General features: G+C 63.6%; 17 protein-coding genes. 9 read left to right on the top strand and 8 right to left on the bottom strand.

What is annotated here, in order from left to right:
* Window positions 1–52 precede the first annotated feature (52 nt).
* Window positions 53–691 carry an ABC transporter ATP-binding protein gene (locus V0Z78_RS11685; RefSeq protein ID WP_336344809.1) on the top strand — a complete coding sequence of 213 codons (639 nt, stop codon included), beginning with the start codon at window positions 53–55 and terminating at the stop codon, window positions 689–691.
* Window positions 692–740: 49 nt separating this feature from the next.
* On the opposite strand, the gene V0Z78_RS11690 is transcribed toward V0Z78_RS11685, so the two are convergent.
* Window positions 741–974 carry a hypothetical protein gene (locus V0Z78_RS11690; protein WP_336344810.1) on the bottom strand — a complete coding sequence of 78 codons (234 nt, stop codon included), beginning with the start codon at window positions 972–974 and terminating at the stop codon, window positions 741–743.
* Between the two features lie 139 nt (window positions 975–1,113).
* Here V0Z78_RS11690 and V0Z78_RS11695 point away from each other — a divergent pair, with 139 nt between their 5' ends.
* The 4 genes from V0Z78_RS11695 (at window position 1,114) to V0Z78_RS11710 (ending at window position 5,275) form a co-directional block, all read left to right on the top strand.
* Entirely contained in the window at window positions 1,114–2,133 is a 1,020-nt protein-coding gene (locus V0Z78_RS11695) for an ABC transporter permease (RefSeq protein WP_336344811.1), read from the top strand.
* Between the two features lie 13 nt (window positions 2,134–2,146).
* On the top strand, window positions 2,147–3,163 hold the full coding sequence (locus V0Z78_RS11700) for an ABC transporter permease (protein WP_336344812.1): 1,017 nt from the start codon (window positions 2,147–2,149) through the stop codon (window positions 3,161–3,163).
* A 315-nt stretch (window positions 3,164–3,478) separates the two neighbouring features.
* Entirely contained in the window at window positions 3,479–3,661 is a 183-nt protein-coding gene (locus V0Z78_RS11705; RefSeq protein WP_336344813.1) for a hypothetical protein, read from the top strand.
* A 465-nt stretch (window positions 3,662–4,126) separates the two neighbouring features.
* Window positions 4,127–5,275 carry a GNAT family N-acetyltransferase gene (locus tag V0Z78_RS11710; protein ID WP_336344814.1) on the top strand — a complete coding sequence of 383 codons (1,149 nt, stop codon included), beginning with the start codon at window positions 4,127–4,129 and terminating at the stop codon, window positions 5,273–5,275.
* Between the two features lie 91 nt (window positions 5,276–5,366).
* On the opposite strand, the gene V0Z78_RS11715 is transcribed toward V0Z78_RS11710, so the two are convergent.
* On the bottom strand, window positions 5,367–6,338 hold the full coding sequence (locus tag V0Z78_RS11715) for a Gfo/Idh/MocA family protein (RefSeq protein WP_336344815.1): 972 nt from the start codon (window positions 6,336–6,338) through the stop codon (window positions 5,367–5,369).
* Between the two features lie 492 nt (window positions 6,339–6,830).
* Here V0Z78_RS11715 and V0Z78_RS11720 point away from each other — a divergent pair, with 492 nt between their 5' ends.
* Window positions 6,831–7,781, top strand: a complete 951-nt coding sequence (locus V0Z78_RS11720) for a dihydrodipicolinate synthase family protein (RefSeq protein WP_336344816.1) — start codon at window positions 6,831–6,833, stop codon at window positions 7,779–7,781.
* 261 nt (window positions 7,782–8,042) lie between these two features.
* Here V0Z78_RS11720 and V0Z78_RS11725 read toward each other — a convergent pair whose 3' ends face one another.
* Both V0Z78_RS11725 and V0Z78_RS11730 read right to left on the bottom strand, forming a co-directional pair.
* Window positions 8,043–9,821 carry an asparagine synthase-related protein gene (locus V0Z78_RS11725; protein WP_336344817.1) on the bottom strand — a complete coding sequence of 593 codons (1,779 nt, stop codon included), beginning with the start codon at window positions 9,819–9,821 and terminating at the stop codon, window positions 8,043–8,045.
* 593 nt (window positions 9,822–10,414) lie between these two features.
* Window positions 10,415–12,034, bottom strand: coding sequence for a carboxypeptidase regulatory-like domain-containing protein (locus tag V0Z78_RS11730; protein ID WP_336344818.1), 1,620 nt, complete (start codon window positions 12,032–12,034; stop codon window positions 10,415–10,417).
* 398 nt (window positions 12,035–12,432) lie between these two features.
* Between V0Z78_RS11730 and V0Z78_RS11735 the strand changes: the two genes are divergently transcribed.
* On the top strand, window positions 12,433–12,852 hold the full coding sequence (locus V0Z78_RS11735; protein WP_336344819.1) for a CoxS/CutS family dehydrogenase iron-sulfur subunit: 420 nt from the start codon (window positions 12,433–12,435) through the stop codon (window positions 12,850–12,852).
* Window positions 12,853–13,060: 208 nt separating this feature from the next.
* Here the strand turns inward: V0Z78_RS11735 and V0Z78_RS11740 are convergent, their stop codons facing one another.
* Window positions 13,061–15,967 (bottom strand): hypothetical protein, encoded by a 2,907-nt coding sequence (locus V0Z78_RS11740; protein WP_336344820.1) that lies wholly within the window; start codon window positions 15,965–15,967, stop codon window positions 13,061–13,063.
* Window positions 15,968–16,570: 603 nt separating this feature from the next.
* Here V0Z78_RS11740 and V0Z78_RS11745 point away from each other — a divergent pair.
* Both V0Z78_RS11745 and V0Z78_RS11750 read left to right on the top strand, forming a co-directional pair.
* The gene (locus tag V0Z78_RS11745; protein WP_336344821.1) at window positions 16,571–16,855 is read left to right on the top strand and encodes a hypothetical protein; all 285 of its coding nucleotides are present in this window, start codon (window positions 16,571–16,573) and stop codon (window positions 16,853–16,855) included.
* A 241-nt stretch (window positions 16,856–17,096) separates the two neighbouring features.
* Complete coding sequence (locus V0Z78_RS11750; RefSeq protein ID WP_336344822.1) at window positions 17,097–18,071, top strand: transcription initiation factor IIB; 975 nt, start codon at window positions 17,097–17,099, stop codon at window positions 18,069–18,071.
* A gap of 34 nt (window positions 18,072–18,105) precedes the next feature.
* Here the strand turns inward: V0Z78_RS11750 and V0Z78_RS11755 are convergent, their stop codons facing one another.
* From V0Z78_RS11755 to V0Z78_RS11765, 3 genes are read right to left on the bottom strand one after another with little or no spacing between them, the layout of a single operon-like run.
* A complete protein-coding gene (locus tag V0Z78_RS11755; protein ID WP_336344823.1) occupies window positions 18,106–19,515 on the bottom strand; it encodes a glycosyltransferase family 2 protein in 1,410 nt (469 codons plus the stop codon).
* Window positions 19,515–20,630 (bottom strand): HEAT repeat domain-containing protein, encoded by a 1,116-nt coding sequence (locus V0Z78_RS11760; protein WP_336344824.1) that lies wholly within the window; start codon window positions 20,628–20,630, stop codon window positions 19,515–19,517. Before V0Z78_RS11760 ends, V0Z78_RS11755 begins: the two co-directional genes overlap by 1 nt.
* Window positions 20,631–20,644: 14 nt before the next feature.
* Window positions 20,645–21,034, bottom strand: a complete 390-nt coding sequence (locus V0Z78_RS11765) for a response regulator transcription factor (protein WP_336344825.1) — start codon at window positions 21,032–21,034, stop codon at window positions 20,645–20,647.
* Window positions 21,035–21,119 lie beyond the last annotated feature (85 nt).

Genomic DNA, 21,119 nt, shown 5'->3' on the forward strand with positions numbered 1-21,119 from the left:
GGGACGCTCGTCGGCGGCGTTTCGTGACGTTCCATCGACGTTCGACGATCCGATGCGCTTCTCACTGTCCGCGACTGGGTGGATCCCAGCGGCTATCGCTTCCGTCCACGACGAGGGTTCCGGGCGGCGAGCGGTCACTGCTCGGGCTGCTGACCCTCTCCCCGGATTGCACTGCCGGGTCGGGCGCTCGTCTCCACACCGTTTCGGCGCACTGGACGTCTCCCTGCGCATCGAGATGATGGACCTGATGCACGACCTGCAGCGGGCGTTCGACACGTCGTACCTCTTCATCTCTCACGACCTCGCGAACGCGTACTACTTCGCGGGGAAGGTCGGGGGGCGCATCGGAATCATGTACCTCGGAAAGCTGGTGGAGATCGGCACCGCCGAGGAGATCATCCGGAACCCGAGACATCCCTACACGAAGGTGCTCCGCTGGGCCACGCCGGTGATGGATCCGGACGCCGCGAGGGAGGCAACCATGGAGGTTCCGATGCGGAAAATCGACATCCCGGACCCGAAGAACCCTCCGAGCGGCTGTCGGTTCCACACCCGGTGTCCGAAGGCTCGGGAGGTGTGTACGGGAACGACCCCGCGGCTACGGTCGGCCGATCGAGAGGACTCGAAGGTGGCGTGTTTCCGAGCGGAGCGGGACCACGAGTACTGGAATAGCGAGCCGTTGCCGGAATGAGTCCGGTTCCCGGATCGTCGTTCGAAGCGCCGTCGAAGCGTATCGTGGGTCAGTGACCCCGCCGACTGCAGAGGACGATCGCCGCCGAGAAGACGCCCACGACACAGCTTAGGGTCACGATGTTCAACACCACGATGACGTACGTCGGACTCGAGGGACCGACGACCAGGAGCGAGACGAACGAGAGGACGAGCAGAACGACCGTCACCGCGACGCCGAGGACCAACTGGGGTTTGTGGGCACAGATCTCCTCGCCGAGTGCCTGCCTGAAGGAGGTTCCCATCGTGCGGGAGCAGACCGAGGACAGCCGCATAAGCGTTCGGGCGAGGCGAGGAGACGGCGCGTTCGACGGGCGGTCCGAGTCGTCACCACGCACTAATAATCAGCCGAAGACTTATAGTAATTAACGCAATCTTCACCTCATGAACTACTATGTGAAACGAATAGGGCAGGCGATCATCACGCTGTTCTGCGTCGTGACCATAACGTTCGCGTTGTATCGTCTCATGCCGGGCGGGCCGATCGAGATCATGCGCAACCAGATGATACAGGACGCCGTCCAGCAGGGACAGAACGTCAACGTCGACCAGATCGACCGCCTCATCGAACTGCGGACGAACGTCGACCCGAACCAGCCGATCCACGTCGCCTACTACGAGTACATGGTGAACGTCATCGTCTACCAGGACTTCGGCGTCTCGATCTGGCGGAACGAGCCGGTGTTCGACATCCTCTTTCGAGCGATGCCGTGGTCGATCTTCGTGAGCGTCTACGGACTGCTCATCGGCTTCACCGCCAACATCCTGTTGGGAGCGCTCATGGCCTACAAGGAGGGGTCGTACTTCGACAACGTCGCCTCGATCGGCGCGACCCTCCTGAACTCGGTTCCCTACTACGTCGGAGCGATTCTGATGCTCTCGTTTCTCGGCTTCCAGCTGGAGTGGTTCCCGACGCGCGGTCGGTTCGATCCCACGACGACGCCCGGCTTCAACCTCCCGTTCATGCTGAGCGTGCTCCACCACTCGGCGCTTCCGATCGCGTCGGGGATCATCGTCGGGTTCGGCGGGTCCGCGCTGGCCATGCGGGGGAACTGTATCCGTATCATGGGCGAGAACTACCTCCGCGTCGCCCGGCTCCGTGGTCTGAGCGACAACCGCATCGCGATCCGATACGTGGGTCGAAACGCGATCCTTCCCCTCTATACGAGCTTCATGATCGGCATCGCGGCCATCTTCAGCAGTTCGATCATCATGGAGCAGATCTACACCTATCCCGGAATCGGATGGTACACGTTCGAGGCGCTCTCCCAACGGGACTATCCCCTCCTGATGGGACTGCTCGTCTTCTTCTCGACGATCACCATCCTCGGTGTGCTGATCGCCGACATGACGTACGGAATGATCGATCCGCGGGCCGGAACCGGCGACCAGGAGTCATACTGAGGGAAAGAGAACCATGAACGACACCAACGAGAAACGGACTGACGGCGGGTCGACCCCCGACTTCCTGACGGGGATGTCGGAGTCGACGGCGTCTCCGGCGTCGGGCTGGGAACGCTACTCCCGAACGATCGACCGATACTTCCTGACGCAGGCTCGCATCGCCTGGACCGACTGGCGAACCCGATTCGGCATCATCGTCCTGGGACTCTTCGTCCTCGTGGGGACCGTCGGCGTCCAGGTCGTCCCCCAGGCGTCGATCAACGAGGCGGAGACCTACATGACCTGGTTCCAGTCGATGGAGTACCCGCTGGGCACCGACAACATGGGTCGTCCGATCCACAAACAGCTCGTCCACGCGACGCCCGCGGTGCTCAAGATGGGCCTTGCCGGTGCGATCTTCGCTGCCGGCGTCGCGGTCGTCGTCGGGACGGTCGCGGGGTACAAGGGCGGAGCCACCGACTACGTCCTGATGCTGATCTCCGACATCCTGATGGTGATTCCGGGTCTCCCGCTGGTCGTCGTACTGGCCGCGATCTACCAGCCCAGTGACCCCTTCGAGGTCGGAGTGATCCTCGCCATCGACAGCTGGCCCGGGCTGGCGCGAACGATCCGATCACAGGTGCTGACGCTCCGCGAGGAGTCGTACGTCGAGGCGGCCCGCTCGATGGGCGTCTCGACCCCGTCGATCCTGCAGAAGGACATCATCCCGCCGCTCATGCCCTACATACTCATCAACTCCGCACAGGCCGCCCGAGGCGTGATCTTCGCGTCCGTCGCGCTGTATTTCCTCGGGTTCCTGCCGTACTCGGAGGTGAACTGGGGCGTGATGATGAACGACGCGTACGCGACCGGCGGCGCCCTCTCGAACCCGGCGCGGGCCGCACACTGGCTCTACCCACCGATGGCGGCGCTCGTCCTCCTCTCGTTCGCGCTGGTCCTGCTGTCGCAGGGACTCGATAAGGTGTTCAACCCTCGGCTGCGGGCCCGCCACTCCAAGACCGTCGACGACAGCGAGGACCTCCCGAACTGAATCGGTCCGGCGGTGCACACCGCGTGATCCACGTTCCTCTTCACACCCGTAGGGGAAGGTGATCGGACCCGGATCACGAGAGGGAGCCGATCGTCTCCCGTTCGACACCACGGCCTCCCTCGATTCGAACATCGTAGGACGCTCGTGGTCCGGTGTGGCGCCGTTGGGGCGGTCAAACGGGCCGCTCGCTCGACTATATTCTATAGTTAAATAGGTGAAAGTTTATACGTTCGTCACGCCAACGTCGGGTGAATTCCGATGTCAATGGAGACAACCGACGAAACACATGGGACCTCGTCCAGAGTCGTACAGCGGATGGAGACCGTACGAGACTCGACACCGCTGCTGGGTGTGTTGCTCGGCGTCGCCCTGATCGGCGCCGGGGCCCTTCTGGCGGAGGGTGCCGTCGCGGGAATGTTCGGCATCTACGGTTCGACCGTCGTCTTCGTCTCGGCGACGACCTACGCCGTTCTGGCGGTACTGCGACGCAACCAGTGAACCGACGCCTACGGCGTTTCGAACGCTCAAACCCGAACGACCGTTCGGTTACGTCTCCCGCCAGTGGCGTCGAATACCGACGACGAGGAACTCGCTCATTACAGACGTACACTCGTAACCGTCCGACCCGGGACCGTCGCGGGCCGCCGCACCGTCGATCAGTCCTTCCGACCCGTGGATTCGACCGGCGTTCGTAACTAACGGCGGGCGTACTCGGCGGAGCGGTCGGGTTCCGATCGAGTCGTGGGGGTGCGTGACGTTCGAGGAGAGGGGTCGGGTAGAGCGGTCTGGAACGGGGCCAGGATATCAGCCGGGCCGCACGAAGGCGCGAGCGAACGACGTACGCGCGAAACGGTCGAGTTTCCGAGTCAGTGGTGACGGTCGCCGGCCGTCCGCGCCGCGGGATCGGTCCGAACGCGGCCGAGGGGCCGAAACGGTGTTGTGATCCCGGTGAGTACCACCGGCGTGAGTTCAGCGATCGACGGTCCGCGACTGGCTCGGTCGGAGGAGTTCCGCGAGACCATGACGCTCACGGAGCGCTGTTTCGGTTTCGACCGTGGCGGCCTGGAGCGGCGCATGCCCCACTGCTTCGACGAGACACGGCCCGATCGACACGCGATCGTCAAACGCGACGGCGCGGTGGTGAGCCACGTCGCCTGCGTTCCGGCCACGCTTCGGGCCGGTGGCGCGACCGTAAAGTGTCCGGGTATCGCCGGCGTCGCGACGGATCCCGACCACCGCGCCAGCGGGTACATGAAACGACTGCTCGAGTTCTGGCTCGACCGCCTTGATTCCCGGGACGTCCCCCTCGTGGAGCTCGAGGGCGATCGTCTCGGCTACGGGCGGTTCGGTTGGGAGAACGCCGGTCGAGAGGACCGATACCGGATCACGGACCGCTCGTTCGGCGTGGAACCCGTCGGGACTGCGACGGTTCGTCGGTATCGAGGTCCGCCGGATCTCGAACCGATAACGGAGATTCACGAGCGCGAACGCTACCGCGTGGTCCGCGACCGCCGGCGGTACGAACGGCTGTTCGATCAGCAGGACCTCGAGACGCTCATCGCCGACGGCGACCGGCCGGCGTATCTCTCCTACCGCGGAACGGATCCCGCCTCGGTGGTCGAGTTCGGCGGTTCGCGGGAGGGGGTAGCGACGCTGCTGGCAGCCGTTCTCGAGTCGGCCACCGAACTAGAGGTGTACGCCCATCCCCACCATCCGCTCGTCTCGCTGTTCTGTGACGTGGCGACCGGCTGGGAGACCCTCCCCCATCGAAAGCTCAACGTCCTCGACCTCCCCGGGACCCTCAAGGCGTACGAACCGTTGCTCGCGGATCGGTGGTCGACGGTGGTCGACGACTTCGGTACCGTCTCCGGGTCGGTGACGCTCGCGATCGACGAGTCGTCCACGACGGAGGCGGCGACGATACGCTACGATGACGCCGGCGTTCGCGTCGAACGGACGACTCGAGAGCCGGACGTGACGCTGGATCGATCGACGATGACCCGGCTTCTCTTCGGTTCGCCCGATGCGTGCTGGCCGGTCAGACGCTCACGACCGTTCATGCGGACCGTTCTCCCGCTGGAGTACTACTTCTGGCGAACCGAGACGATCTGAGTCGCCGACCGTGGGACCGCCAGCACCGGGTTCGTCTCGGGGCTCGTTTACGGACGAGAGCGCCGTGCGTTCCCAACGTCGATCCGCCAGCTCACGAACGGGGGGTCTCGCCGACGGTCGCGACCGCCCCCGACTCGGCCGCGTCGATGACGGTCCAGTTGAGCGACAGCGTCCGGATCGCGTCCGCGTAATCGGAACGGACGTGACCGGGATCGTTTCGGTCGACGGCCTCGAGGAAGTTCTCGACCTCGCGGCCGTACCGATCGGTCGAGAGGTCGAGGTCGATCCCCTCGTCGTCGATCGTGCCGGAGAGCTCCTGGGTCGTGTAGTCCAGCAGCAGGTGAACGTCGTCACCGACGACGTCGAGTTCGGCCGTCCACTTCGGCGACGTCACCGCCGAGGAGACCGTACTGACGATGCCGTTCTCGTGGGTCAACGTGGCCGTCGTCGCGGCCGGGTAGTCGATCTCCGGCGTACCGGGGCGATCGGTGCTCGCGGCCGTGACGCGGTCGACGTCGCCGCCGAGATACCGAACCAGGTCGTACAGGTGGGTCGTTCGAGTGACGATCTCGCCGCCGGAGAGCTCGAGCGTGCTTCCCCACGAACTCGCGAGCAGTCCGCTCCAGTAGCGCCCGACGAGCATGCTGATTTCGCGGTCGGCGAGCAGTTCGATGGCTCGCTCCGTGATCGCGTCGTAACGAAAGACGTAGCCCGTGCCGGTGACGATCCCGGCGCTCTCGATCGCTGCCAGCGTCTCTCGGCCCCGTCCGCACTCCAACGCGACCGGTTTCTCGACGAAGACGTCGATCCCGCGCTCGGCGGCGAGCGTCACCTGGTCGTCGTACGCGAACGGCGGGATGGCGACGAACACCGCATCCAGCGGCTCCGCCTCGTAGAGCGTTGCGTGATCCGTGTACGCCGACGCCCCGCGCGGGTCGGCGGCCCTCCGGGCGGCCTCCTCGTCGACGTCGCAGACGCCGGTGATCGTCGCGTGGTCGCTCTCGTCGACCTTCTGCATCAACGTACTGGCCATCTTCCCGGCCCCGATGAATCCGACGTTCATACCCGCTACTCCGGGGAAACGCCACTTGTATGCTTCGGCAACAAAGCTTTATATTTTAGTCTATATTATTTGAATGTAATTCGGGACGGAGGTCCACAACGAGGTCCCTCGACGTCGGCGTTCGTCGTCACTCGGAGCGGAGTCGTAGCTCCGCCGCCGAGAGCGGCCGATCGGAGAGCCGAACGTCCTCGACGATCCCGTCGTACCCGCTTTCGAAGAGGTACCGTCCCTTCAACAGCGTCCAGCCGGCCCACTCGGTCCCAATTCGATCGACCCGTCGAAGCGGGCGTCGTCGACCGATCGGCCGTCGACCGCGAGCGTGAGGCGCTCCCGGCCGTCCCAGCGGCCGGCCACGTGGCGTCGCTCGTCGGCCCGTATCCCGTCCCAGGAGACGGCCGTCTCGCCGTCGGGACCGTCGAGGGAGAACCCGAGTCGAGCAGTTCTGCCAGAAACGTAATGACCCGGTGTCGCGAGTGAACGAGGGTGCCGCCGATGACCTACGATGCGTTACGTGAGAAGCTCCGAACCGTCGCGTTCACGACGACCACCCCGTTCACCGACGACGGGAGCCAGGTCCGGTACGACGCGATCGAATCGAACGTTCGAACGCTGTACGACGCGGGTGCTCGCGTCTTCATTCCGTGTGGGAACACAGGGGAGTACTACTCGCTCTCGACGAGCGAGCGGGTGGGAGTCGTCGAGGCGACGGTCGACGCCCTGCCCGCCGACGCGACGGTGATCGGCGGTGCCGGCGGGAGTACGAAGACCGCGGTCGACCTCCTCGAGGCTTACGAGGCTGCGGGTGCGGACGCGGGGATGATCATGTACCCGCGACACACCTACCTCCACGAGGAGGGTCTGATCGACTACTACGAGACGCTCGCCTCCGCGACGGGACTCGGGATCGTGGTTTACAAGCGTGGCCCGTTGCTCACGGAACGCGTCCTCAGTAGCGTCGCATCGCTGGAGAGCGTCGTCGCGGTGAAGTACGCGATCAACGACGTGAAGACGTTCTCGGCGCTGGTCGAGAACGTCCCTGGGGACGTCGTCTGGCTGAACGGCGTCGCCGAGCGGTTCGCGCCGGCGTACGCTCTCGAGGGAGCCGAGGGGTTCACCACCGGGATCGGTAACTTCGTTCCCCACCCCGTGCTGGCACTCGATCAGGCCCTCTCCGCGGAGGACTGGCAACGGGCCGGGCGAATCCGGACCGTCCTCCGGCCGCTCGAGGACCTCCGGGAGGAGGACGGCGGGGGCGCCCCGTTCGGCTCCGCGAAGAACGTCCCGTCGGTGAAGGCCGGTCTGGATCGCCAAGGGCTGTACGGTGGACCGGTACGCGAGCCGCTGGTCGCCCTCTCCGCCGAAGACCGAGACCGCGTCGTCGATCACGTCTCAGCGATCGAAAACGCCAGGATCGCGTCCGATACGGCCGTCAGAACGGAGTAGCACGAACTCGGACCGATGTCCGATCAGCCAGACCCGGAACGGGGAAGTTCAACACATGCACTTCGTCACCCGATGATATCTCGTCCACAGCTACGGTTGTTGTATAGTAGTAAATGACATTTGGATCCATTTATTACGTAGTTGATCGTCCATTTGTCTCCGCCTCTATTCGAGAACGACTTTGATGTCTCTCGTGTTCACGGCGTTCTTTCGACGGCCACCCGCGAGCGATCCTTCTCGAAGACCATGGCCGAAGGACTACTACAGCAGGGAAGAGGGCGGAGTCCCTCGAACGACGTTCCGAATCACGCGTAGGAGACTGCGCGGGTGATACGGAGCACGGCCGTTCGTCGGACGAACCGACCGAGTAGCGTCGTCCTGCTTCCTGACCCACTGGATCCACTGCTGTGCATCGTTTATGCGTAGCTTCTCCCGGGTCGGAAGCTGGTGGACCGACGGCGTGTCGGGAAACAACCGCTCATCCAGACGACACTCGTCGTAGTGCGAGTCACGATCAGGCCACGCGTGTTCGAACGCTTCGACGTAGGGAAGCTTGCGTCGAGCGAACCGTTCGAGCTGGTTCAGCGTATGTCTATCGTGTGGTCGGTCCGGGGGAGGATGCTGGAGGATGGTGGAATCGAGTCGACGCATCGCCCGCAGGAACGTCTCCGTCGACCGGTGTTCCGGTGGTGTCTGGAGATGCCACGAGAGGAGCTCGGCGTCGGCTGCGACGAGCGCTTCGAGATAGTTGTCGGCGAGGTGGGTCCGGGATGCCTTCGCGGGTTGATTGCGGACGGCGAAGAGCGCCATCTGGTTGTAGATCGAGTCGGCTCGCGCCACACAGCTCTCGAGTTCGTCCGCCACGCTATCGCGAATGATCGCCCTGGCGTCTGCACCCTCGAGTTCCGCAAAGACGTCGCTGGCACGTGCAACGAGCGCATCGTCGTCCGTGACGTCTCGCAACTGGTCCAGTATCGTTCCGACCAGATCGTCCGGTCGACTGCGCTTGCGAAGCGGGATCCGCTTTCCGAGAACGGTCGTGCTACTTGGCGTGTTGTAGTAGCCTCTGAACAACGTATCGTAGAGCAGCCCGTGATAGATCGTATCGACATCGATTTCGTCGGTGTAGCCAGCGTGATGGATGTGGAGCGACTCCTTGGTCGTCTGGGAGTACCGTACTTTGTCCACCGTCGGAAGGAGATAGCGGCCGTTCGGTTCCAGGACGGTATGGGCAGTCTCGTACTGGGCAGCGATCCGTCTGGCAACCCGCATCTCGCGACTGTCCGCTATCCCGATGCTGTAGCAATGGTCGATGTCGGGGAGACACGCCAAGAGCGTGCGGGAGTCGTATCCGGCTGACAGCAGTAGGCCCTTTCGTCCGGGATAGTGAGCACGCCGGTCGATCGCTCGCTGAAGACGGGCCGACAGTTCTGCGGCATAGTCGAACGATCGAGGGTCGTAGACGAACCGCTGATACGATTCGGTGTCGGAGCCGGTTATCCCTCCGTCGAACGGGACGCGATGCAATTCGGTGAACAGCGTTCTATCGCCGAGGACGGTTCCGATGTGCAGGAACTCGGTGAGCGCACGGCGCTGGATCGACGGGTCGTCGAGGAGTCGAGCGACCGCGGCCGCGTCGGTCCCGAACACGCGACTTCCAGGGTCGTCGGTGTAGAAACACTCCCACGAACGAATCGGATCAGAGATGAGACGAGCGTCCCCCCCGTACTCGAGGAACACGAGATAGGAGCCGCTCAACGCCGAAACTGCCTCTACTCCACGATCGGCACATCGATCGAGCACCCATCGGGCGACGTTGGGCGTGTCGACCTCAGGAACGTGCGCCTCGCCCCAGACGACGCAGGCGTTGTGTTCGTCGGTAGCGACGGCACTGCGTCCGGGGACGCCGACGTGTGGGTCCCGAATTCCGATCGTACTCCACTCGCCGTCGACGACGACGTCGAACGCCTGGTCCGGACGCAGTCGGTCGAATTCAGCGCGATCGCCGAACACGCCGAACAACTCCTTGTTGGTGTGCATCGACGACCGAGAAGGACGGGAACGGCCGTCGCTCTCGTGTCGGCCCAGCGAGCGTCTCAAGGAGTGATATACTGCCATGGAGTTCTCGGCTGTTACAGTCCGTTTGGGAGCCGTTTCAATGCTCGAACGGCGTGATCGACAGAGCGGATCTACTCGGTCTTGCTGCACTGACCGTATATATCTAACGGATGGTAAACGAAATAAGTCGACGCAGTCTTGCGATTATATCCGTGCTCGAAGTCATATTACCTTTATCATATCGCTCCGAGAATAGTGAATCGCTACGCGAGAGTAGAGCCCCGTCTTTCCTCGACTCACAGGGTCACACGTCCGAAGACACGTAACGACGGTCCGCCATACGTCCTTACCGGGCTCCGCTCTCTTGACGTTCGATACGTCGATCGAATCCGGAGATCGGTTGTCGGGAGGGAACTGTGACCTTCGTGTGGGTGGAGCTCTCCGGTAGGACCTCCAGAACCCCTCTCGGGCCAGCGGTAGGAGTCGTATCGATGTAAGCAGTCTCACAACGAACAGCTGACCGCCACCGTTCGAGATCCCCGAGGTCGGGATCGATGACGGGGAGGGCTGCTCGTTTAGACCAACCGTGGTACCGAGGCCGTGTTACCGGTCGTGCCGGTAGCTCCCGTCCGGATGGTAGCCGCCGATTCCCCGGAGGCCTCCAATTCGCGAGTCATCTCGGTTCCCGCTTCGTCGATGGTGACCGTCTCCGAATGGGTCGCGTACTGCTCGTGTTCGACCGTCAGTTCGTACTCTCCGTACGGAACCTCACGGATCGTCACTACTCCTGCGCCATCGCTGGAGCCGGTCAGCACCGTCTCGCCGTTCTCGACGGCGACTTCTGCACCCTCGACGCCCTCGCCGCTCTCCGCATCGACGATCTCGAGCTGGAGGTGTCCCTCCTCGTCTCCGGCGTTCACTTCGGCCGGATCACTGGACGCGTCGGGTGGATGACTCGGCGAGCCCACGTGATCCCAGGAGCCGACGTGGTTCCCGTCAGCATCGTAGAGTTGAGCGACTCCCCCGTCCGGGTTGAGCACCTTCTCCCCGTTTCCGAGCGAGATCGTCCGGGTCTCTCCCGGTTCGAGGACGGTTCCCTCCTGGATGGTGACGCGCTGATCGGTCCCCTCGCTCACGACCTCCCAGCCACCGATCGGAAGCGCGAGTTCGTCGTTTGTGTTGGTAACCGTTATCCGATCCCGATCGAGATCGGCGTCGCTTTCCATGTGGGTTACCTCGTCGATGCGGATCTCGTCGGGGCTCGCGTACTCCTCGGTTTCGCCGGCTTCGTCAGTGCTGTCCGACTCGTCGGTGGTATTCGAGTCGTCGGAGTCCTCCGACTCAACGGGTTCGTCGGTGCTGTCCGACTCGTCGGCTTCATCGGTGGTATCCGAGTCGTCGGAATCGTCAGTACCCGGGTCGCCGGCTTCGTCAGTGCTGTCCGACTCGTCGGTGTCACCCGTTTCGTCCGACTCGCCGGTCTGATCCGGCTCAGCGGGTTCGCTACTGGTCTCTGAATCGTCGGAGCCTTCGGTGCCGTCCGAATCACCGGTCTCGTCGGTACTGTCCGACTCGTCGGTCTCGGTCGTCCCGTCCGAGTCGCCAGTCGCATCGGACTCGTCGGTTCCGTCCGTACTGCTGGAGGCGTCGGACTCGTCAGCGTTACCCGAGATGTCGGTCCCATCCGTACTATCCGACTCGTCCGCCTCGTCCGTGTCCGTGGCGCCCTCGTTCCCATCGCTCTGGGAGGCGTCCTCACCCTCGTCAGTCGGTGAGTCGGTCTCGTCCGTCCAATCGGGGTCGCCGGTCTCGGTGGAATCGTTCGGTTCCTCGGTACCGTCGGTCCCGTTACCCTCGTTGGACTCGTCCGTTTCGTCCGTTCCGTCGGAGTCCGTCGTGTTCTCGTCAGTCTCGCTACTCTCGTCTGTCCCGGAGTCGTCCTCCGGTGTCGGACTCGCGTCTACATCCGGTTCGCTCTCGTTCGCCTCGCCGCCGTCACCGGTATCCGGCTGGTCTGCTCGGTCGTCGTCGACGGTCTCGTTGGTCCCTTCGGAGGCGTTGGTCGTCTCGTTCGCCCCCGCCGGGTCCGCGGTCGTGTTGTTCACCTCTTCGGCTCCGGTGGTCTCGTTGTCTTCTTCCGGAGAGCCGTCGCCGCCCAGCCCGGAACAACCGGCGAGGAGGACACAGCCGATCACCACTAAGAGTACGATCGTCCGCGGCTTTGGTCGCGTTCTTCTTCCCATATTACTGATCAACGTATGAAAAATAGATTTTGGCTAGGGTAATATGAAAGTATTCACATGGGACTCGGAAAATCGGCGACCGGATTCGGGTACCGAACGGAGGAGACGATGCTCGGCCTCTCGATCGGTCGGAGTTGAGTGACCGGACTACCGTCCCGGTGGTTCGTCGTGTCGTCTCTCCATTCAACAAGAGACCGAATCCGATCCGTCACCCGATCGTCCGGATGGCGTCCCGTTCAGGGACGATATCTGAGCACAACCTATCTAGTTCAAATGCTATTGATACTATATTTAATCCATCTACTTCAGAACGTATATTGCGGTGGCGAAACGGCTATAGCAGGAACCGGATGAACTCCGCAGAAGATACCACTCAGACAGTTAGTTCCTCACGAGAGGATTCAGACCTTCGAGTCTCAAGACGGGACGTCCTCCTGACCGGCACTGCCGGCGCGAGCCTGCTCGCGATGCCGGGTGCTTCCAGCGCGGCACCCGACGAAACGGCGGCGGAATCGGAGGGCGATGCTCTCGTCATCAACGTGATCGGCTTCGAGATCGACGGACCGCTGGACGACTGTCACGTGGAGTACGAGAACGAACGAAAGACGACGGACGACTCGGGAAGCGTCACCTTCGAGACCAGTGACGACTCTCCCGAGATAACGCTGGAAAAGGAGGGCTGGCAGAACAAGACCGAAACGATCGTCCGAGACGAGACGGGCCAGGAAGTCTACGTTCCCATGTACGTCACCAACGAGATCGATCCGTAGAACGACCACCGAGCCTCCGAGAACTTCGGAAACGGATCAGCGACGATGGGAACCGCGGATGTCACGACCGACGGAACGGCGATCGTACGTTCGCATGAACGCTCCGGTAGTCGCTCCGTCGACTACTCCTTCGGAACGGAACCGTCCGTCCCGTTACTCGAATAACGTCCGATCGATGCGGTAGTCGGTCCGGCGGACGGTCGGGACGCTAGATCCAGATGCCGGTGGATTGGCCGTTGAACGACACGTCGACGGGTTCGTCCGCGTTGAACTCGGTCAGTGCGCCCGAGAAGACGTACGAGTCGGGTGCATCGGTGGTTCGACCCGACACCGTCGATCCGCTGACCTGGTCGTAGGAGTTGATCGTCGCACCGTACGCGGTCGACTTCTCGATGTCGCCGTCCACCCTGACCTCGAACTCGTAGCGCGCCGTCGACCCCCGACCGGCGATCGTGATCACCGTCTCGCCGAACTCGTCGGGATCGACCGAATCACCGTTGATCGAGATGTCACCGGGGGCTCCGGTGCTGCTGGTGCTGAAGCTCGTGATCTCACCATCGAGGACGAACGAATCGGATTCGTTCGTCGTCCGGCCGGTAACGATCGTATCGAAGTCGTCGTAGCCGATGATCGAGTCGGACTCGCTGATCGTTGCATCGTTCGCGTTCGATTTCTCGACGTCACCGTCGACGCTGAACGTGTAGTAGACGGTCTCGCCCCGTCCGTTGATCGTGACGACGTCCTCCTCGTCCTCCTCGTCTTCCTCGTCCTCGCCGAGCGTGTCGGGATCGACCGATTCGCCGTTGATCCGCACCTCGATACCGTCGTCGGCCTCGAAACTGACGATCTCGCCAGTATAAGCAAACGAATCGGGTTCGTTGGTGGTTCGACCCGATACCGTCGATCCGCTGACCTGGTCGTAGGAGTTGATCGTCGCGCCGTACTCCTCGGACTTCTCGACGTCGCCGTCGACGCTGAACTCGAACTCGTAGTAGGTCGTCGATCCGCCGCCGGAGACCGTGATCACGTCCCGCTCGTCCTCCTCGTCCTCCTCCTCTTCTACTTCTCGTTCATCACTCTCGATCCAGATGCCGGTGGATTGACCGTTGAACGACACGTCGACGCGCTCGTCCGCCCCGAACTCGGTTAGTGCGCCCGAGAAGACGTACGAGTCGGGTTCGTTCGTGGTTTGGCCCGTTACCGTCGTGCCGTTGACCTGATCGGAGGAGTTGATCGTTGCGCCGTACCGTTCCGACTTCTCGATATCGGCATTGACGCTGAAGTCGAGTTCGTAGCGCGCCGTCGACCCCCGACCGGCGATCGTGATCACCGTCTCGCCGAACTCGTCGGGAGTGATGGATTCGCCGTCCAGTGATATCGCGGCGGGACCGCCGGTGCTGCTGGTGCTGAAGCTCGTGATCTCACCATCGAGAACGAACGAATCGGATTCGTTCGTCGTCCGGCCGGTAACGATCGTATCGAAGTCGTCGTAGCCGATGATCGAGTCGGACTCGCTGATCGTTGCATCGTTCGCGTTCGATTTCTCGACGCTACCGTCGACGCTGAACGTGTAGTAGACCGTCTCGCCCTGCCCGTTGATCGTGACGACGTCCTCCACGTCCTCTCCGTCTTCGCCGAGCGTATCGGGATCGACTTCTTCGCCGTTGATCAGCACCTCGATGCCGTCGTCGGCCTCGAAACTGACGATCTCGCCGGTGTAAGCGAACGAATCCGGCTCGTTGGTGGTTCGACCCGACACCGTCGACCCGCTGATCTGGTCGTAGGAGTTGATCGTCGCGCCGTACTCCTCCGACTTCTCGATGTCGCCCTCGACGCTGAACTCGAATTCGTAGTAGGTCGTCGATCCGCCCCCGGAGACCGTGATCACGTCCCGCCCGTCCTGTTCTTCCTCCTCGTCTTCCTCGTCCTCTTCGTCCTCCTGGTCTTCGTCTTCCTCCGGCTCCTCGCCACCCCCTCCGACGAGGTTGACCGGGGCACCATACCCCGATTCCCAGGGCGTATCGGGTGCACCGAACTGGTTGTCGGCGTCGTTCCAGTTCCGCGTATAACCCTCGTCATCCTGCGGGATGGGGTCCCACCCCGAGAGGTTGAGGTTGACCTGGCGCCAGGCGAACCCTTCCTGATCGTTGCCGCTGTTGTACGGTGGCCGCTGGGAGTGTGCGAACCGGTTGTTCTCGACCCAGACACCATCCCACGGGACGCCACGGATCGCGATCGCGTTGATCCCTCCGCCCTGGGTCCTCCGATCCATGCAGAAGGTGTTGTTGCGGACCCGCATCTCGCCGCCTGCGCGAAGATCGTAGTCAGGGTCGTTCGGATTATCACCGACCCGGGCGGTAGCTTGGTTCTCCTCGAGGCAGTGCATGTCAATGGGGTGGGAGTAGTGGCGCGGCCCGAAGACGTTGTTCTCGACGACGAACCCCGAGTTCCACCAGCCGTATCCGGCGATGGTGTGGCGGGTCTCGTCGAAGTAGTTGTGGTGGATCTCGCCGAACCCACGCCTGATGGTGATGCCGTAGCCGTATCCACGCTGGTAGGACTTGTGGATGTGATTGTGGTGGACCTCCGCTTCGGTGACCGTGCCCTCTCCGTCACCCTTGAGGTGGACGGTGTTCCAGGTCCATCCGAAGAGCTCACAGTTGTCGATCTCGCCGCCGGGACCGCGAAGCCGGATGGCCTGAGCGAGGTTGTCGTCGTAGTCCCAACGGGTGAACCCGCCGGTCGCGCGCGCTCCCCTGATTCGAAGGCCCGATACGCGCGGACTCCCTCCCGAATCGAACAGGGTATACGGCCGCCTGCCGTAGTAGCCGCGACTGTCGGTCCGGATCAGGGCGCCCTCCTGTCCGTTCCGTCCGCGATAGGAGACGAGGGTTTTGGAACCGAGGTCGATCTGGTTCTCGCCGGTGAGGTCGATCACCGCGTCGTTCGCGATCGCGATGACGTCGCTGGAGCCGTCGAGCGCGCTCAGAAGCCCATCGGCGGTCGATACCTCGGTATCGGCGTCCGACGGATGAAGGCCTCCACCGTATCCGTTTCCGCCGCCGATCGGGGAGGACTCGACGGCCTCGGAAACGTTCTCCGGGGAGTAACTCATCCGATGATCCTCCGGTGGTGTAGACTCCCGAGGTAAGCGACAACGGAACGGGAATCCGTCTCCATCCCCTCCGAGTTCGACTGTCGTGGTTCGAGTACTTCTCCGTTAGGAGCTGTTTTTTGCTTTTTGTTACTATGTTCAACCATTAGGTCGTGATACTAAGATTCGATATATCATGCTTATGGTTCTAGTATCAGTAGTAGTTTTTACTCTTGTGAAATGTCGTTAAAGGACGTTGAGCGAGAAACGGTAAACCACGAGAACGCGTGATCACGTTCGAGGGCTCCCCGATCGATCCTCCTTCTCACCGTTCAGTTCGTTCCTCTCCGGAACGACGTCGGGCCTACTCACGCGACCCCTCTCTGATCGTGGTACGGTGAGCACGGCCGTCAGTCCTCGGAATCGGTCCGAGAGAGAATCACTGCGACGGCCGATCCTCCGTGCTCGGTCGTGACGTCCGGGTTCGACTCGATGAACTCGCCGCGGCCGTCGACGAGCGCGTTGGGCGTGCGTCTTCCAGGCGACGATCCGTCGTTCGTGAACGATCGTCCGGATCGGGGCCGTTCAGCACCGTTATCCGGCTCGATTCCCTACGTTCACTCGATGAGCCGACCCGCCCCCGCGACCGACGTCGACGGCCCGCCCGACCGCAAGAGCGTGCTGTTCTGTCCGCGCTGTGACCACGCCAGCCCCGTCGATGGCGACTGGGTCGTCCACACGCATGCGACGAGTCTGGAGTACCGCTGTCCCGACTGCGATGCCCGGATCACTGAACGGAAACGTGATCGGCGACCGGATGGCCCGACCAACCCCGCCCTCCGACTCTGGTCGGGCCTCCTTCAAACGGCGACCGTCTGGGTTCGCTCCGCCAAACGGCCGTGCGCCTGAACCGACGCGGACCGACCCGATCTGGCATTCTCGTTCCGTCCGATCCGTTCCGACGACTACGTAGCCTGCCGATCCGAAGACCGACGCCTTCTCGTCGGTCGTAACCACGGGACCACGGACGAACGGTCGAGAACGCTTCTCGACCCGTCTCCAGCCTCCGTGTCGGTCGACCAGAGCGCATGAACGACGTGGACGCCCGAGCAAGGCCTTAATAAGCTCTGAAACGATAATTAAAACGTCAATGAGCCAGCCCACCCGCCAACGCGAACGCGAGCGTGAGTCCGAGACGGAGCAGACGGCGCAGAAGAAGACGGGCGAGCGGGTGTGTCCGGAGTGCGAATCGAGCGGCCTGGTCAAGAGCAGCGACCAGGGAGAGCTCGTCTGTGACGACTGCGGCCTGGTTCTCGAGGAGGACAACATCGATCGCGGCCCGGAGTGGCGCGCGTTCAACCACTCCGAACGCCAGAGCAAGTCCCGGGTCGGCGCGCCCACGACCCAGACGATGCACGATAAGGGACTGACCACCAACATCGACTGGAAGAACCAGGACGCCTACGGTCGGTCGCTCTCCTCCGAGAAGCGCACGCAGATGAACCGGCTGCGTAAGTGGCAGGAGCGCGTTCGCACGAAGGACGCGGGCGAGCGCAACCTGCAGTTCGCGCTGAGCGAGATCGACCGGATGGCCTCGGCGCTCGGCGTGCCCCGCTCGGTACGCGAGGTCGCGAGCGTCATGTACCGACGCGCGCTCTCAGAGGACCTGATCCGGGGACGATCGATCGAGGGCGTCGCCACTGGCTGTCTGTACGCCGCCTGTCGGCGGGAGGGGATCCCGCGCAGCCTCGAGGAGATCGCCGAGGTCTCGCGGGTCGAGCAGAAGGAGATCGGCCGCACCTATCGGTACGTCTCACAGGAGCTCGGATTCGAGATCACGCCGACCGATCCGAAACAGTTCGTTCCCCGATTCTGCTCCGAACTCGAGGCCAGCGACGAGGTCCGGACCAAGGCCAACGAGATCATCGACACGACGGCCGAGGAGGGGCTGCTCTCGGGCAAGTCCCCGACGGGCTACGCCGCCGCGGCGATCTACGCCGCCTCGCTTCTGTGTAACGAGAAGAAGACCCAGCGCGAGGTCGCCGACGTCGCTCACGTCACCGAGGTCACCATCCGAAACCGCTACCAGGAACAGATCGAGGTCATGGAGATCCACGGGACCTGACGGGCCGACTCGGCGAAGGCGACCACGGGTCGTCTCATCGGTCCCGATCGAAACCGACACGCTCCATGGTGCCCCACGACTCGGCACCCCACAGGAACTCGAGGAAGCCACGCCAGAGGACGAGCGTCCGCCACTGGCGATAGAGGACGTTCTCCAGCACTCCGTAGAGCAACAGCCTCGCGATCTCCGAGGGTCGTTCGTACCGTCCGTAGCCGATCAGCTCGCTCAGCACGCCCAGCCACGACAGGAGCGTTCCGAACGCCATCGCCAGCAGGAGGAAGATGAGGAAAAACTCGACGTTGACGACCCCCAGGAGGACCGCGATCGGGATCGCGACGTACCCGGCTCCCTCGACGAGCGGACCGAACGCCTCGACGACGAGGAAGAAGGGCAGCGCGAACGTCCCGGTGGCCCCGTACTTCGGGTTCCCGATCATATCGCGATGTTCGAAGAGGGTATCGAACAGTCCCCTGTTCCATCGACGTCGCTGTCGACTGAACGCGGCGGCCGTCTCCGGCACCTCCGTCCAGACGACCGGCTCGGGGAGGAAGACGACGCGATACTCACGGCCCCACTCGCTGAGACGTCGATGGAGCCGAACGACCAGCTCCATGTCCTCGGTGACGCTGTCGGTGCGATAGCCGCCGACCTCGCGGACGGTCTCGGTGTCGAACATGCCGAACGCCCCGGAGATGATGAGGAGGCTGTCGAGCCGGCTCAGTCCCATCCGGCCGGCCAGGAACGCCCGGAGGTACTCCACGGTCTGCACCCCGACCAGGGGGTGGTGGGAGAGGGCGATCCGCTCGACGATGCCCGAGGAGATCGAACAGCCGTTCGCGACGCGGACGACCCCGCCGGTCGCGACGGTCCGTTCGGGCTCCTCGAGAAACGGCTGCGCGACGCTCATGAGCGCGTCGCGCTCGATCACCGAATCGGCATCGACCGCGCAGAACAGCGGCTTCTCCGTGAAGAACACGCCGGCGTTGAGCGCGTCGGCCTTGCCGCCGTTCTCCTTGTCGATGACGGTCAGATCGGCCCACGGCGACCGGTAGATAGCGTTGACGGGTTCCGAGGGGAGCTCCCAGGGAGGTGAGGCCTCGATCCGCTCGAGATCGAACGCCTCGACGAGCCGCTCGAGCGTCGCGTCCTCGGAGCCGTCGTTGACGACGATGACCTCGCAGTCGGGGTACTCGAGATCGAGAAAGGATCGGACGCTGTCGACGATGACGGGCGCCTCGTCGTACGCGGGGACGACGACGGCGACGCCGGGCAGGAACGGGGAGCCGAACTCCGGATACGGCTCCTGGAGAGTCCTCGCCTCGATCGCCGCTTTGAGCTCTCGGAGGGCAACCAGATGGACGACGGCGTACGTCGCGTTGACGACGAGGAAGTAGCCGAGGACGAAGACGCCGAACGCGATCAGAACCGCGTTCAACACGTCCATCAGGGCGTCCCCGCCTGCCGGACGTCGTTCGACTGGACTTCCGATTCCGCGACGACCCACGCCAGCGTGCGAGTGGTCGCCGGGACGAGGGCCTCGACCCGGTCGGCGAAGGGATCTCCGTTCCGTCGATGGAGGAGACGGACCGCGATGAGGCGTGCCCGGTCGTCCTCCTCGCTCCGCGTCGCATCGGCCAACAGCTCCCGCTCGCGGGTCCCGTCACACGAGTCGAGCGCGAGATAGGTCGCACGGCGGATCGACGCCGAGGGATCGTCCACCAGCCGCTCGAACTCGAACAGCTCGCGAACGTCGGGATGCCACGCGTACTCGCCGAGCGCGAGGATGGCGGCCGTTCGAACGTCGGCGGACTCGTGATCCAGGAGCTCTCCGATCCAGACCACGGACGACGGGGAGACGACGGAGACGCATCGGCGGACGACCCGGAGTACCTGGACGAGCAGCGTGGGGCTCCACCCGTTCGCGTCGCTTCGGGCGGCGTCGAGGAGGTGTTCGGGTCGGTCGTTGGTGATTCGATAGAGCGTATCGATGCCCGACAGCGACAGGGGCTCGGTCCCCTCGCGCACGAGCAACCGGAGAGCAGCGTCGAGAGCCGCCGGTTCGTTCGTCCCGTAGAGGGTTCGAGCCGCCGCGAGCCGTATCGGCCGGGGTCGCGAGGCGTGTTCAAGGAGATAGGGGGGCGAAAGCCGGTGGTCGAGCAGTCTCGACCACACCAGCGCCCGGTGCTGTGCCGCCGGCTCTCCGGACTCGATACGGGTACGCAACCACCGCTCGTCCACGCCGAGTTCGCCGACGAGCCGCCGTAGCTTCGCGCCCTCGACCCCGCGGACGTTCCGCAGCAGCCCCTCCGCCAGGTCGAGCAGGATCGCGCGTTCGCGCCCCGAGAGACGTTCGACCCACCCGTCCCACGCCGGCTCATCCGCGGACAGCCGCTCGACGAGCGCGGATCTGAGCCCGGGCCGAAGCGCCGCGGCTCGCCTCCTCGAACGGTGTTGCACGATGGCGAGTCCGATCGTCACCGTGCCGATACAGGCGAGAAGGAGCCCGAGAACCGACACGATCCGGACCAGAACCGGGACGAGCGTCGTTTCGACGGGCATCACGGTGGCCACGGCTACGGCCGGCCGATCAGCTTGTCCGCCCGGGCGGCGAGTTCGCTCACGCTGAAGGGCTTCGCAACGTAATCGGTCGCGCCGAGCTCGAGCCCACGGACGACGTCGGTCTCCCGCGAACGGGCCGTGAGCATCAACACCGGCAGATCGCGGAGCGTTTCGCTCTCGTTGATGCGACCGAGGATCCGAAACCCGTCGAGCTTGGGCATCATCACGTCGAGAATGAGGAGATCCGGCGGGGCGTCGTCGACGGAGTCGAGTCGCTCTAGATACGTCCAGCACGCCTCGCCGTCCTCGAACAGGGTGACCTCGAATCCGGCGCTCCGTAGCTTCGCCTCCAGCAGCCGACTGATGTCTTCGTCGTCTTCGGCGATGAGCACATGGGGTGTCATGTCTGGTGGAATGGAGTCGGCTGGAGCGTTTCGGCGAACGGTCGGAGTCGGTATCGAGGGACGGCACGTCGAGCGCGTCGTAGCC

The sequence above is a fragment of the Halalkalicoccus sp. CG83 genome (assembly GCF_037081715.1).
In the GTDB taxonomy this organism is placed as follows: domain Archaea; phylum Halobacteriota; class Halobacteria; order Halobacteriales; family Halalkalicoccaceae; genus Halalkalicoccus; species Halalkalicoccus ordinarius.